12 protein-coding genes are annotated in these 14,556 nt (G+C 33.1%); 3 read left to right on the forward strand and 9 right to left on the reverse strand.

What is annotated here, in order from left to right; all coding sequences use genetic code 11:
- Positions 1 to 48 precede the first annotated feature (48 nt).
- On the forward strand, positions 49 to 795 hold the full coding sequence (locus BED47_RS19845) for a hypothetical protein (protein WP_084007006.1): 747 nt from the start codon (positions 49 to 51) through the stop codon (positions 793 to 795).
- A 15-nt stretch (positions 796 to 810) separates the two neighbouring features.
- Positions 811 to 1,152 carry a DUF952 domain-containing protein gene (locus BED47_RS19850; RefSeq protein WP_084007007.1) on the forward strand — a complete coding sequence of 114 codons (342 nt, stop codon included), beginning with the start codon at positions 811 to 813 and terminating at the stop codon, positions 1,150 to 1,152.
- Between the two features lie 49 nt (positions 1,153 to 1,201).
- Here the strand turns inward: BED47_RS19850 and BED47_RS19855 are convergent, their stop codons facing one another.
- A complete protein-coding gene (locus tag BED47_RS19855; protein WP_069035076.1) occupies positions 1,202 to 1,936 on the reverse strand; it encodes an AAA family ATPase in 735 nt (244 codons plus the stop codon).
- A gap of 573 nt (positions 1,937 to 2,509) precedes the next feature.
- Positions 2,510 to 2,848 (reverse strand): hypothetical protein, encoded by a 339-nt coding sequence (locus BED47_RS19860; protein ID WP_139116378.1) that lies wholly within the window; start codon positions 2,846 to 2,848, stop codon positions 2,510 to 2,512.
- 220 nt (positions 2,849 to 3,068) lie between these two features.
- On the opposite strand from BED47_RS19860, the gene BED47_RS19865 reads away from it, so the two are divergent.
- Positions 3,069 to 4,118: a GIY-YIG nuclease family protein gene (locus BED47_RS19865; protein ID WP_353616543.1), complete on the forward strand. Its 1,050-nt coding sequence runs from the start codon at positions 3,069 to 3,071 to the stop codon at positions 4,116 to 4,118.
- A gap of 37 nt (positions 4,119 to 4,155) precedes the next feature.
- Here the strand turns inward: BED47_RS19865 and BED47_RS19870 are convergent, their stop codons facing one another.
- From BED47_RS19870 to BED47_RS19900, 7 genes are all read right to left on the reverse strand, one after another.
- Complete coding sequence (locus tag BED47_RS19870) at positions 4,156 to 5,451, reverse strand: uracil/xanthine transporter (protein WP_069035078.1); 1,296 nt, start codon at positions 5,449 to 5,451, stop codon at positions 4,156 to 4,158.
- A 19-nt stretch (positions 5,452 to 5,470) separates the two neighbouring features.
- Positions 5,471 to 6,376, reverse strand: coding sequence for a DMT family transporter (locus BED47_RS19875; RefSeq protein WP_025568504.1), 906 nt, complete (start codon positions 6,374 to 6,376; stop codon positions 5,471 to 5,473).
- A 374-nt stretch (positions 6,377 to 6,750) separates the two neighbouring features.
- Complete coding sequence (locus BED47_RS19880; RefSeq protein WP_025568505.1) at positions 6,751 to 7,995, reverse strand: amidohydrolase; 1,245 nt, start codon at positions 7,993 to 7,995, stop codon at positions 6,751 to 6,753.
- A 45-nt stretch (positions 7,996 to 8,040) separates the two neighbouring features.
- On the reverse strand, positions 8,041 to 9,267 hold the full coding sequence (locus BED47_RS19885; protein WP_069035079.1) for an amidohydrolase: 1,227 nt from the start codon (positions 9,265 to 9,267) through the stop codon (positions 8,041 to 8,043).
- 23 nt (positions 9,268 to 9,290) lie between these two features.
- Positions 9,291 to 10,562 carry an amidohydrolase family protein gene (locus BED47_RS19890; protein WP_439097797.1) on the reverse strand — a complete coding sequence of 424 codons (1,272 nt, stop codon included), beginning with the start codon at positions 10,560 to 10,562 and terminating at the stop codon, positions 9,291 to 9,293.
- Positions 10,563 to 11,317: 755 nt separating this feature from the next.
- Complete coding sequence (locus BED47_RS19895) at positions 11,318 to 12,883, reverse strand: glutathione ABC transporter substrate-binding protein (protein ID WP_069035081.1); 1,566 nt, start codon at positions 12,881 to 12,883, stop codon at positions 11,318 to 11,320.
- 115 nt (positions 12,884 to 12,998) lie between these two features.
- Positions 12,999 to 14,495 carry an amidohydrolase family protein gene (locus BED47_RS19900; RefSeq protein ID WP_069035224.1) on the reverse strand — a complete coding sequence of 499 codons (1,497 nt, stop codon included), beginning with the start codon at positions 14,493 to 14,495 and terminating at the stop codon, positions 12,999 to 13,001.
- Positions 14,496 to 14,556: the final 61 nt, after the last annotated feature.

Genomic DNA, 14,556 nt, shown 5'->3' on the forward strand with positions numbered 1-14,556 from the left:
GAACTTTCGATACAATGAACTATAAATAGTTTTGATGGAGGACCAAATATGGCAATCTTGGCTAATGCAAAATTTAAAGAATATAAAACGTTAATCTCTTCTTTATCTCCTTCACTTGAAACTAGTACATTAAAAAGTGAAAAATTTTTAGTAGATAAAGATGAAAAGAAAAATTTAGAAATTTATTATGCACCTTTTGAGTACATTAATGAGCGAGCTAAAGTCATCATAGTTGGGATTACTCCCGGCTTACATCAAATGAAACAATCTTATTCTACTGTCATTAGCCTTAAAGACGAAGTGATGGATGACGAAGAAATTTTACATGAAGTTAAAAAGAATTCTAGCTTCGAAGGACCGATGCGAAAAAATTTAATTGCTATGTTAGATGAATTGGAATTACATCATTATCTTGGATTAAATTCAACTAGCGAACTTTTTAGTACGGCTAGTCATTTAGTACAAACGACCTCTGTCATTAAATACCCAGTTTTTTATAAAGGGAAAAACTATAATGGTTCAACCCCGAATATTTTAAGAACCGATCTACTTAAAAAGTATATTGTTAATACATTTGCTGCGGAAATCATAAGACTAGAAAGTCCCCTCATTATCCCGTTAGGAGTTAATGTTTCAAAAGTTCTAACCTATCTAACAACGAATGATTATTTAAACTCGGACGCCATTTTATACGGATTCCCCCATACATCTGGCGGGAATGGACATCGACATAAACAATTTGCGGAAAATAAAGAAGATATGAAAAGAAAAATTAAATTATACTTTGAGAATTAGTAAAGGAGAATCAAAATGATTTTACATATTATTGGAAACAAAGACTGGCAAAATGCAAATAATTCAGGTGAATATGCACCTGATAGTTTAAACAACGAAGGCTTTATCCATTGTTCAACCCTCAAGCAAACTGTTGAAATCGCAAACTTATTCTTTAAAGGTGCAACTGATTTAAAAATACTTTGTATTAATGAGGAAAAAACAAAATCAAAAATCGTATATGAAGATACTGAAAACTTTGGCCAATTATTTCCTCATATTTATGGACCATTGAATTTAGATGCTATTTTTAAAGTTGTTGATCTTCACGCTGACGAAAATGGGCAATTTATTTTACCTGATGAATTAGAAGAATAAGAGAATAAACAAAAACTCAGTTTCACCTAGTGAACTGAGTTTTTTAGCTTTACTCATCATCTCTCAACAAATCACTTAAAAACTTTTCCCTGTTTTGTAAAAAATATTTAGTAATTTGATAGTGATCTGTATTCTCATAATCAATTCTAGAAATTTCTCCATGATCAAAGCTTAAAATATCTGCATTTGGATAACCAAGAAGAATTGGAGAATGCGTTGCAATAATGAACTGTGAATTTTCATTTTCAACTAAATCATGAATTATTTTTAAAAATGATAACTGCCTAGCTGGAGACAACGCTGCCTCAGGCTCATCTAACAAATAGATTGCCGTTTCATTAAAGCGATTTAAAAACAGGGACAAAAATGATTCCCCATGTGATTGATTATGGAGAGACTGTCCTCCGTAGCTGTCATATTTTTCATTATTTGGATCCTCTAATTCATCTAAGTAAGTAGCAAAATTGTAAAATGACTCCGCTCTTAGGAAAAATCCATTCGAAATTTTCGGCAACCAAGAAAGTCTAATGTAATTTCCAAGTTGTGACTCAGATGCAAAAACTTCATAATTATTATTACGGCCTCCGCCTGCTGTATTAAAATCACATTTATCAGCAATTGCTTCCAATAAAGTAGACTTTCCAGAACCATTTTCACCTACAAAAAAGGTAACATTACTTTTTATGTTCAATTCATCAAATGATTTAATTGAAGGAATTGAAAACGGATATTGGCTAAAAAAATTAATATCATCGCGCAAAAGTGTAATTTTTTTTAAAAACATTTTCATCACCTATGAAGATTATACAGTAATTACGATCCTTATCTAAAAATTTATTGTGGGGAAGTACAACATATTATTGTCTTGAACAGTAATTGAGCTTTCTTAGCTACGTTTTTTATTATAGTTGGGATAATTCATCCAACATTAACGGAATTTATGAATTTTTTATTTGATTTTGTAAGAATTAGAGCATCTTTACATTGAAAGTGTCTACAATCGTTCAACTTTCAGGTCTAAATACCCTAACCAGTATAGGTAATTATTAAGTTTATTTGCGATTCTCTTAAATTTAATTGCAGTTTTGCTATTTTTATTTGCGATTCTCTAAATTTAATTGCAGTTTTGCTATTTTTATTTGCGATTTTCAGATTTTATTTGCAGTACGCTGTTTATTTGCACAGAATGGCTCCTTATTTGCGGTACTCTAAGACTTATTTGCAGCTCAAGCTGTTTTGTCATCACTCTTTTTTATTTGAGATTCTTTAATATTATTTTTTTCCAATAAAATAAAAAAGGAGGGTTCTCCTAAGTAGTCAGACAATTAGGATTCCCTCGTTTTTTATGAAGGTCAGGTCAAAACACGGAACTAAGAGCATCCTTATAAATCACAATCGCTCTTACTACGTGAAAAATAGCTACTAGAATAATAGTTACTTCATAAGCAGATACTTTAACTAAATCGAATTTTTTGCGGAGTACAAATTTCCGAAAAAGTGCTGGGAATCCTTCATTCAGTTTTAAACAAATAATATAGAATACTAGAATGACAAAGTATAGGAAGAACCCCATGTCAGCATACTTCCAGTTGACTAAATGAGCAAATAAACTACATAACCAAATTATTAATACATTAACAAGACAAGCTAGAATCCAATTGGAGAAAGAGGATGTCGTATAGATCGTTTTCATCAAGATCACTTCTCCTTTAAATCATCTGTAGTCAATTTTTACGCGTGTAGTCGTTCTTTTATGCGTGTATTAATGACTTTAAATTATGTTTTTTATATAAAGTTTTGATGAAGTTATTCCACATAATTGTGCTGACTTTTAATTCATTTCTCATGTTAAAATGAGATTATACTTACAAGAAAAGGGATGAACTACTATTAATCTACAAGAAAAAGTAAAAAATCTGCCGTTATCCCCTGGCGTTTATTTAATGAAAGATTCAAAAGGTCAAATCCTTTATGTCGGAAAAGCAAAAAGCTTAAAAAAACGCGTTCAATCTTATTTTCAAAATTCAAAGGGACATTCACCAAAAGTGAAAAAACTGGTAACCCATTTAAAGGATTTTGACTATTTATTGACTGATACAGAATTCGATGCTTTCATGCTAGAATGTCATTTAATAAAAGAAATTAAACCAATGTATAATCGTATGATGAAAAGTCCACAATCTTTTATTTACTTAGTCATCAACTTAAATAAAAAAGTTCCTTCTTTTGAGATTAGCTACGAGCCTATTGAAAGTGAAAATGTATTAATATTTGGTCCTTTTACAAGTAGAAGTACTATTGAAAGAGCAGTTACCGGCATTAAGGAATGCTTTAAAATTAATTGTGGCCATCTGGCAGTTAAGAATAGCGCATGTTTAAATTATTCATTAGGGACATGTAATGGAGTTTGTCTAGGTGGATCAGCGCTTGAAGAGTACAATATGATAATTGATAAAGTTATTCGATTTCTTAATCGTACCGACATGAGTCTGCTTGAAGAAATGGAAAAGCTTATGTTATCAGCATCTGAACAATTTGATTTTGAGGCTGCAGCAAAATACAGGGATTGGATTGAAATGGTTAAGTCTTTAATAAATAAAGAAAAACTAATCGAATTTACTGAAAAAAATCATAATATTATTACAATTGAACAATTAGAAAACAACAAATTTAAGTATTTTCTGATCCATAGGACACAAATATTGCATTGTGAATTGGTAGAAATTGAAGACGATTCATTTGATCAGTTAATTAAGCAAATATATTCAAATTCACTTGATTACTTCAAATATAATAATAACCAATCTTCTATAGATGTAAGCCGCGATGAAATCGACGAAGCTCAAATTATTTACAGCTATTTAAATAGTATGAATTGTAAGCATCTAATTGTTCCAAAAAGATGGCTTAGTCATACAAGTACTAAATTTACAAAAGAGCTTCAAAAATTAGTTAATTTCTCTTAATAAAATAGGCCCGAGGATATTTTCCTCGAGCCATTTTTTATCCTTTTACCTTCTCAAACTGATTCCAGTTAATCGACTTCTCTAATAAAATTGAAAGAATTACCCCCATAATCAGTCCATTTGTTAAAAATGGTTGAACAATCATAGGTAAATTTCCAAAAGTACCAGGAGCAATATTCATTAAGCTTACCCCAACTAAAACCGGGGCTGCCAGTCTAAAAATTGTATCTGATGTAAATACTTTTCCATTTGTACTACTAAATGCTGTTCCAAACAATTGAAGATATGCAACAAATAATACTGCATTTCCAACTGTTACAGGCATAGTTGCTAAAAATGAAATTAATGGCGGAAGTACGCCAATTATTGCTAGCAGTGCTCCCCCATAGATAAATGGTTTTCTTTCATATATTTGAGTACTTTGCAAAAATCCAAGCGATGATGTAAATGGAGTGTATGGAACAATTCCAAATAATGTAGCAATAATTGTGAAGCTGCCTGTGAAAAATAGTGAAAAACGATATTGTTTTGTACTCGCTTTTTCTTTTAATAAATCAGACGCAGCTTTAATTGATGCAAATGTATTACTTAAATTCATAATTCCTGCAAAAAATGAAATCGCAATGATACCTATTTCTAAATTTGGTGCTCCTAAAGGGAATAAAGAAAAATGCGCACTTGCTGCCCCTACTTCTTTTGCATCTGATCCAAATAAAATCGAGTAGAATAACCACCCTACGATAATGCCAATTAATATTGAAAAATTGCTAATAATACGAGAACCTTTTAATTTTAAAATACTAACAAATAATACGATGCATAAAGAAAGTATACTAACCGCTATACTGATTTCACCTTTACTTGTAATTCCAAGCATTCCTTTAAAAAATACAAATATGAGCTGAAATGAAAGTAAAAATAAATAAACTGTCATAACCATTGGGGTAAAGATTTTTTGAAGAAATGAAATCAAATTGAATGCAGATAAAAGTAAAGTAACAATACCTGCTGCAATAAATCCTGTTGCCATTCCTCCTCCTATTTCTGTATAACTTAACCCAAAAGCAGAAGCTGATAATCCTAAATTCAGCATAACGCCCCATAATAAACCAGAATGCCCCTCCATGACCGGATATTTATGACCAAGCCATCCTTGTAAAACGGATGCAATACCAGTAAAGATGAGTGAACTTCTGATTGTACTTTCAATAACATCTGAAGGCAAATGAAATGCAGCTCCTATTGATATGGGAACTACAATCGTATTCGCAAAAATAAAAAATAGCCATTGAACCGATGAAAAAAGAGTAGTAGAAACTCTCACGTTTTTCATAGTTTCCTCCTCCTCTTGCTTAAAAATTCTTTGTGTCTTTTATATAGACTGGGTCTTTAGTCGCCTTTCTCCATTTTAATGAAGTTGAAAGAAAAACACCAATAATAATGAGTGCTCCACCTAAAAGTTGAGATGAAGTAATATTATTTTTTAAAATAATCAATCCAACTAGCATTGCAACAAAAGGTTCTAAGTTAAGAAAAATAGCCGCTTTTGATGCTCCGACAATTTGAATTTGATGATTCCAAATTAAAGTACAAATTCCATGCATAACAATCGCTGTTACAATTAATAGGATCCAAGGCATCGCTTCCTTACTCAAAGCCACGGTCGTTTCTGAAAAAAGCGCAATCGGTAATAAACCTCCAAAACCAATAAAATTCGAGTAAAGCGTAATTGTGGTGGATTCATAGTTTACCGTAAGCTTCTTAATCATAATAATCGAGATTGAAAACGTGAGCATAGTTAGAAAAATCCAAATCAAGCCAATTGTAATTTGAAGCTTTTGTCCGTTTGTAATGACAAAAAACACACCTATAAAAGCTATAATTGAACCTAATACAAAACCTTTTGTTAGTCTTTCCTTTAAAAATATTGAAGCTAAAAAAGATGTAGTAAGAGGAGCAAGCGCAAGTATTAATGCAGAAGTTGTAGGATGGGTTGTTTCTAAAGCGGAATAAAATGACCATTGATTAATACAAGTACCAATTAACCCAAGTAAAATAATCATAAACCAATCTTTTGTCTTAATCTTTTTCCACTTTTTCTTCATTAATGCATAGAAAGCCATAAAGAGTAATATAAAGCACAATCTTAACGCTGACAATAACACTGGTGGAAATTCTTTTACTAGTATTGAACCAAAAATAAAATTACTTCCCCAACAGATTACACAGAAAAGTAATAATAGATAAGAACGAACCATTTTACAGCCTGCTTTCTCAATTATTTTAAAGAAAACTCTTCGCCTAACCTTCCTTTAGGGAAAATAGAGTCATAATTGTACGTATACTTAATTCCTAAAATTGGCTACGCCATTCTAAATTTATCCTTTCTTAATGTGAAAAAATGAAAAAGGAAATCTAGAAAATTCTAGAGATCCTTTTTCTTCTATTATTTAGGCTTTTTACAAAGCTTTGTTCCTATTTTTCCGAACTGGATAGGTAGTTTAAAGTCTATGTTTGGATGTTTATTTTCCTTGGGGAGGCTTTTTTTGGCATCCTTTTTTATTCTTAGCTAAGTGGGTTTAGCGGAAGCCCACTTAGCATTTTCCTATCGAATTCTTTCTAATTGCTCTATTTATTTACGAATCAGTCTTTCTTCACTTAAGGAACCACTAACGATCTTCCCATTATAAATTACTGCTTTTCGATTTGAGCGTCTAGCAACTGCCTCTGCCGAACAGCTTGCTTCAACTAAAACTAGATTTGCAGAATCACCTATTTTTGGCCATACTTGATTTCCTTCTATATCTAAAGGAGTTTTTCCACCTGTAATATATTTTAATGTTTGCGCTAGTGATACTTCATCAATCCATCTAAAGCGTTCAGCTAGTCTTCCCGCTCTTTCAAGGATATCTCCTGTTCCGAGTGGAGACCAAACATCAAAAATATTATCATTCCCCACAGCTACCTCGACTCCGCGTTCATTTAGTAAATCAACTGGAGGCATTTGTCTATTAATAGGTACACTTGTAACAATCGAAATTCCTGCGTCTCTAAAGCTGTTTGCTAGTTCAAATGCTTCTTCTCTTGGAACATCACCTATTCCAAATGCATGGCTGATAGCTACTCTGCCTTCCCAGCCTGCTTGCTTAGTAAATTCTACTATACGCTTCATCGTAAATGTTCCTAAATGACCTGGATCATGTAAATGTATATCAATATCTGCATCAGCTTCAACTGCTAAATTATAAAGCTGATATAATGACTCTTCAATATTTTGGTCTACAACAGCAGGATCTACTGAGCCAACAATTCCTGCTCCATTTCTTAATGCTTCTCTCACATAATTGAATGCATTTGATCTTAATAAACCATGCTGAGCAAATGCTACAACTTCTGAGCTAAGTCGATTCGAATAATTAGTTAAGGCTTGTTCGACTTGCACTAAATTTCTTATTCCAACCTCTGGGTAAATATCTACATGCGTTCTTACATGTGTAGAGCCTGAAGCTAAAAGGATTTCAAGTAAAGCTTCTGCTCGCTCCTTCGTACTTGAAGCAATTGTTGGTAATACCATTTTTTCATTTTCAAATCGATCAATTACACTAGAAGTTGGCGTACAAGCCCTCCATACATCTCCCATTAAAGTTTTATCAAGATGTACATGCTTTTCAATAAAAGAAGGTAAAACTAGTAATCCGTCTGCATCTTGAACTGTAAATTCACTAGTAATATCCGTTTCTTCTTTTGTTATTCGAGTGATTTTTCCATTTTCTATAAAAAGATGAAATAATTCAGTAGCAGTACCGATCACTTTTCCATCTTCTTTTTCAAACCCAATTTCTAATCGAGCATTTTTTAACCAATAGCTAGATTTCATGAATTTCACCCCTTCTTGTAATCAATACTTTATTTCAAAACTGATTCATAACTTTAGTTCACCATAAACAATATTTCCATTAGCAATAACAGCAGCACGTTTTGCACGTCTTGCTACAGCCTCAGCAGAACATGATGCATCTACTAAAACCATGTTTGCGTCATCTCCTACATTTGGCCATAATTGGTTACCCTTTTCATCAAGAGTCCTTACCCTACCCGTAATAAATTGCAATGTTTGAGATAGTCCGTATTCATCTTTCCAATTATATCTCTCAGCTAATCTTCCTGCTTTTTCTAACATATCTCCTGTTCCATGTGGAGACCAAGAATCATAGAAACCATCACAACCTAAAGCAACTTGTACACCTTTTGAATGTAGTAAATCAACAGGAGGCATTACTCTATTAATCGGAACAGTCGACATAATTGATACGCCTAAGCTTGCTAGTTTGCTAGCCATTTCAACTGATTCATTCTGCGGTACGTCACCAAGCGCAAATGCATGACTTACTGCTACGCGATTATACCAACCAGCTTGTTCAATAAATGAAACTAGTTTTTGTATTGTATAAAAACCAAGATGGCCTGGGTCATGAATATGAATATCTATATCAGCATCAAACTGTACTGCTAGATCAACCATTTCAAATAATGAAAGTTCAATATTTTGATCAATACCACCAGGATCTAATCCTCCGACAATCGTTGCTCCCTCTCGCATCGCTGTTTTCATAAATGATTTGCTATTTGTGCGAAGTAATCCATGCTGAGGAAAGGCAACAATCTCGTGGGTCATTTTATCTTTATACGTATAAAGTGCTTTTTGAATTTCTTCTAAATTTTTCAAGCCAATATACGGATCAATATTAACATGTGATCGTACATGGGTTGCGCCACCTTTTAATAATAGATGAAGCATTTGTTCAGCACGATGTTGACCTGTTTCAGCTAGTTCAACAAGTTCAGCTGCTTCTAAATTTAATCTCTCTACTAAATTTGCAGCAGGAATACAAGCCTTCCATGGAAGTCCAAGATAGGTCTTATCTAAATGATTATGCATTTCTTTAAAAGCAGGTAAAGCCAGTAAATTTTTTGCGTCCTGAACTGGTAGATCTGTTTGTAATGGAAAATTCGCCAATTGTAATTGTTCAATTTTGCCATCATTAATTCGTAAATTGTAAAGAGTAGTCTCAGTACGTTCAATTTTTCCATCTTCAAATACAAATCCGCTATCAAGTTTTACATTTTTAAGCCAATATGATTGATTCATCTCATCACTCTCTTTAATAAAACTTAAACTGTTGTTGATTCAAGATTTGAAATTGAACCACTTACAACATTACCTTTAAATATAACTGCAGCTCGTTTTGCTCGTCTCGCAACTGCTTCAGCTGAGCAAGTAGCCTCTACAAGTACGATATTTGCTTCATCTCCAATATTTGGCCATGCTCTTTCACCTTCATTATTTAAAGGGGTTACCCCGCCTGTAATAAATCCAAGACTATTAGCAAGTGTTTTTTCTTCAATATATCTAAATCTTTCAGCAAGTCGTCCAACTTTTTCAAGATTATCTCCAATTCCAAATGGCGTCCAATGATCTGTAATGCTGTCATTACCTAGTTCAACTTTTACGCCTTTTTCACTTAGTAAAGGAATTGGAATTGTTCTAAAAATTGGAACCGTAGAAGTAATTGAAATGCCTAAATCAGCAAATCTCTCAGCAATCGCAGTAGCATCTGGAACAGAAAGATCTGCTAAACCACTTGCATGACTTACTGTAACTCTTCCTTGCCAACCTGCTTTTTCAGTTAATGTTGCTAATCTTTGCATTGTAAATAATCCAAGATGATCTGGATCATGTAAATGAACATCGATATCAGAATTTGATTCAACTGCTATCTCCATAATCGTCTCAAGAGAACGTTCGATGTTTTCATCGATTGAAGCTGGATCAACACCACCTACTAGATTTGCTCCATATTTCATCGCTTCTCTTACTAGTTCGACAGAGTGACTTCTTAATAGTCCGTGTTGCGGAAATGCAACAATTTCATGTGTTAATTTATCTTTATATCCTTCTAAAGCTTGCAGCGTTGCTTCTAAGTTTTTTAACCCGATGACTGGATCAATATTACAATGTGTACGAATGTGAGTCGTACCGTAACTTAATAATAGATCTAGCATTTTTTCTGCTCTTTCTTTAGCAGTTGGTAATAATTTTGGTAATAAAATTTGCTCTTCTTCAATACGTGTTTTTACACCATTTGTTGCTGGCATACACGCTTTCCATGGTCCACCATAATAAGTTTTATCAATATGAATATGCATTTCTTTAAATGAAGGAACCATTAGAAGGCCTTGCACATCATATTGAGGCAATTGATCTGTAATTAAATCACTAACTAATTGAATAGATGCAATTTTTCCATTTTCAATTTTAACATTGTACTTTCCAGTTGCAGTTCCGTTGATAACTTCATTGTCATTATAAGTAAAACCATTTTCCAGACTCACATTTGTTAACCAATACGATTTTGACAATATACTCACCCTTCCATCCCACATTAAATTTTGATTCTATTTTAATTATAAGTCTGTTTGAAATATTTTGATTTTAGTATATTTACATATTTTTAAGGTATTTTTACTACTTGTCGATGTCATCAATAAAAAAGTAAACCTTTTGAGTGTTGGGGTAAAACAAGTTAATGTTAGTTGATTTCCATTTCAGGATGTTCGCTTTCCATGGGGGCGAGATTCTTTAGCCTCCTCGGAGTGTGCCTGTGGGATCTCAGGCCTCGCATCTCCCAGTCGAGATCCGTTACAATCTACGTGGAACTTATTTTCTTCTTTTTGCTGTTTTACTTACTCATGAACCCTTTATGAGTAAGTACCTTCCTTCTTTTTGCAGTTTTACTTACTCATGAAACCTTTATGAGTAAGTACTTTCCTTCTTTTTGCTGTTTTACTTACTCATGAACCCTTTACGAGTAAGTACTTTCCTTCTTTTTGCTGTTTTACTTACTCATGAACCCTTTATGAGTAAGTTACTTTCTTCTTTTCACTGTTTCACTTACTCATGAACCCTTTATGAGTAAGTACTTTTCTTCTTTTTACTGTTTTACTTACTCATGAACCCTTTATGAGTAAGTACTTTTCTTCTTTTTACTGTTTTACTTACTCATGAACCCTTTATGAGTAAGTTACTTTCACATTTTTACTGTTTTACTTCCTCATGGACCTGTTCTGAGTATGTTTTTCAACAAGAAAGAAAGTTCACCCCTAAATCAGGATGAACCTTCACTTGCAGAAAAATCAGATTATTTAATTGTTACATCGTTAATCTCTAAATAGCCTGAAGGGCTTATTGAGAAGCCTTTTACATTTTTCGAGATTGCAGCGACATTTTCGATTACTCTTACAGGAATATAAGGTGAATCATCCATTTCAATTTCTTGTGCTTTAGCGTAAATTTCTTTTCGTTTTGCTTCGTCTTTTTCTTTTCTTCCAGCATTAATTAAGTCATCAACTTTTGGATTGCTATAGAAGAATGTGTTTCCTGCAGCTCCGCGTGAGTCTGAGTGGAATAGGTTGTACTGATTATAATCAGCATCTCCTGTTGCGTTTCTCCAGCTTATAATAAACATTTCTGATTGTCCTTTATTTACTTTTTCAACAAACGAACCGTATTCCATCACTTGTACTTTTAAATTAATGCCAATTCCTTTTAATTGTGATTGAATAACTTCTGCTAAATTTACTCTTTCTTTACTATCCATCGTAAGGATCGTTGCATCAAATCCATTTGGATATCCTGCTTCTGTTAATAGTTTCTTTGCTTCTTTTAAATTGTAATTGTAAGCTTTTAATTGCTCATCGTATCCGAATACTTTTGAGCCCATTGCTGAATTTGCTTTTTTACCAACATTATTAAATACACCTTTAATAATCGAATCCATTTCAACTGCATGAGCGATTGCTTTACGTACTCGTACGTCATTAAACGGTTTTTTTGTTACATTGAATCCGATATACTCTGTTCCGTAACCTTCACTTCGGTATACTTCCATAGCCGAGGATGATTCAACTTGATTCATAACTGCTATTGGGAGTGGTTCTGCTATTTGAGCTTCTCCTGTTTCAATCATTGAAATTCTTGTTGAGTCTTCTGGAACGACCTTGAAATCAACCTTATCAATCTTTGGTTTTTTCCCCCAGTAATCTTCATTTTTAACTAGTATAATATCCTGTCCTGGAGACCATGATTTAAATTTAAATGGACCTGTTCCGTTTGGTTCTTGAATAATGTTTTTACCATATTTATCAATTGTTTTAGGACTTATAATTCCACCTTCATGATTTGCTAAAATTGAAAGAAGTGGTGAGAATGGTTCGCTTAAAATAAATTGAACAGTATATTCGTCGACTACTTTAACTTCTTTTACCATTTTAAATACAACTGCTCTTGGTGAAGCAACTTTAGGATCTAATAAACGATCAAATGTTTTCTTTACAGCCTCTGCATTAAATGGTGTACCATCGTGAAACTTCACATCATGTCGTAGTTTAAATTCCCAAGTTTTATCATTGATTTGATTCCATGACTCTGCTAGCATTGGTTGAATTTCATTATTTTCATCTCGTTGGACTAGACCTTCATAAATTTTATGATGGGTAACGCTTGCTGCATTTATTGTAGACATAAATTGCTGATCTAAATTTTCGGCATCTGATAACCGAGCAATTACTAGCGTGCTTCCTCCTTTGGAATCATTTGCTTGTCCATTTGCTTTCGTACCTACGTTTTGATTAGATGAACATCCTGTAATTGTGATAGCAGAAAATAATACTAGTAAACATTTACCTATTCCTGATTTTAGTTTCAATGGCACTGCCTCCCTGTTTAAAGTTTGTCTTACAAATATTTATCTAATTATATAAAATATTCTGATAATTATTTTTGAATATCTTTACCTGTTTTTTCAGTTTCTTTACTTATTTTTAATTATTTGACTTTGCTTCTAGTTCTTTAATTGATTCAAGCCTTTTAAAAGATGATGGAAATAGATCATTTTCAGGAAGTTGTTCGTAATCCCTTTCCATATATCCTCTTCTCATCTTATTAAAATACACTTGACCTTTTTGCTTTAATACCTCTATATCAAGATTAGGAATTACTTGATCTTTCATCACAATTCTTCCATTTATAATTGATAGTTTTACATCTCTACCTGAACCACTTACAAACATAGTACGAATTGGGTCATCAATAACGCCCATATGGAATCCATTTAAATCAATCGCAATGATATCCGCTTTTGCTCCGACTGCTATTCGGCCTATATCTTCGCGATGCAGAAATGCCGCTGCTCCTAGAGTGATAGAATTGAAGAAATCAGCGTATGTCGATCCTTCAACTTCTTTTTCTACAAGTCTTGAAAGCATACTACCAGTACGTACATTTTGAAAAATATCTGGAGGGAAAGTATCAGTACCTAATGCAATATTGACTCCCTCCTTCCTATATTTTGCATATGATTCAAGTCCTTCTCCGTGTCTTCCTATAATAAGTGGACAATGGATAACAGTAGTATTTGTTTCTTTCAGAAGTGAAATGTCATTATCAATATTGTAATTCGCTCCACTATAGCCCGATACAAAATGAGCGTGGGGTATTCCTGTATTTGGACCTAAAAATCCAAGATTATATAAATATTTAATTGGTGTAACTCCGTGTTCTTTTAAAATAGTATTAAATTCAAAACTTCCTTGCGCAGCATGGAGCTTGATTGGAACGTTTAATTTGTCACTATAATATTTTGTTTTTATCAATATTTCTTCAGTCTGTGATTCTATTCTTTCTGGAGCTAACATCCCTCTGACCAATCCATCAAATGCACCATCGAAGGTTTCAACAAACTTTACTGCTCTTTCTAATCCTTCCTCGCCCGCTTTTTCATCCCAATGAATTTTAATGTTTCCATCTGGTTCGACAACTCTAATTCCAGCTTGATAGCTTGGTCCAAGGTAAATTCTCAATCCTAATTTTCCTGCATGATTCGCTGCAGCTTCCAACTCTTCAAAAGTTTCAGCCCAATTTTTGTAAAAAACGGATGTAATCGGCATAGCAGTAGTAATTCCATTTAAAATAAGCTGCGAATAAGCATATAAAGATTTAAATGCTTCTTCCTCCTCACTCATTAGCTCATGATGTCCATTTTTTACAAATTCCTCCGACCAAAGGAGATTTTTTTGTCTATTTGATTTCGCTTCTAAATGCAAAATATCATGGTCAATGTCACCTAAGGCATTTAAATCAATAAAACCAGGACTAAGGATTGCGTTTCCAACGTCAATTACTTGATCTACTTCTTCTGTATAGTTTTTTCCAACATACAAAATTGTCTCTTTTTCATATACAATCTCTGCATTTTCCAATATGACATGTTCACTTCCGTCAAACCCAATCACATATCTTCCCTTTAGCTTCGTTTTCATTTTTTCTCCCTTCGAATTTTTAATTTTTATTTTAGTTTTCAACATATCTCATCTCGTCAAC

Source organism: Gottfriedia luciferensis, assembly GCF_001712755.1.
Lineage (GTDB): Bacteria > Bacillota > Bacilli > Bacillales > Bacillaceae_G > Gottfriedia > Gottfriedia luciferensis_B.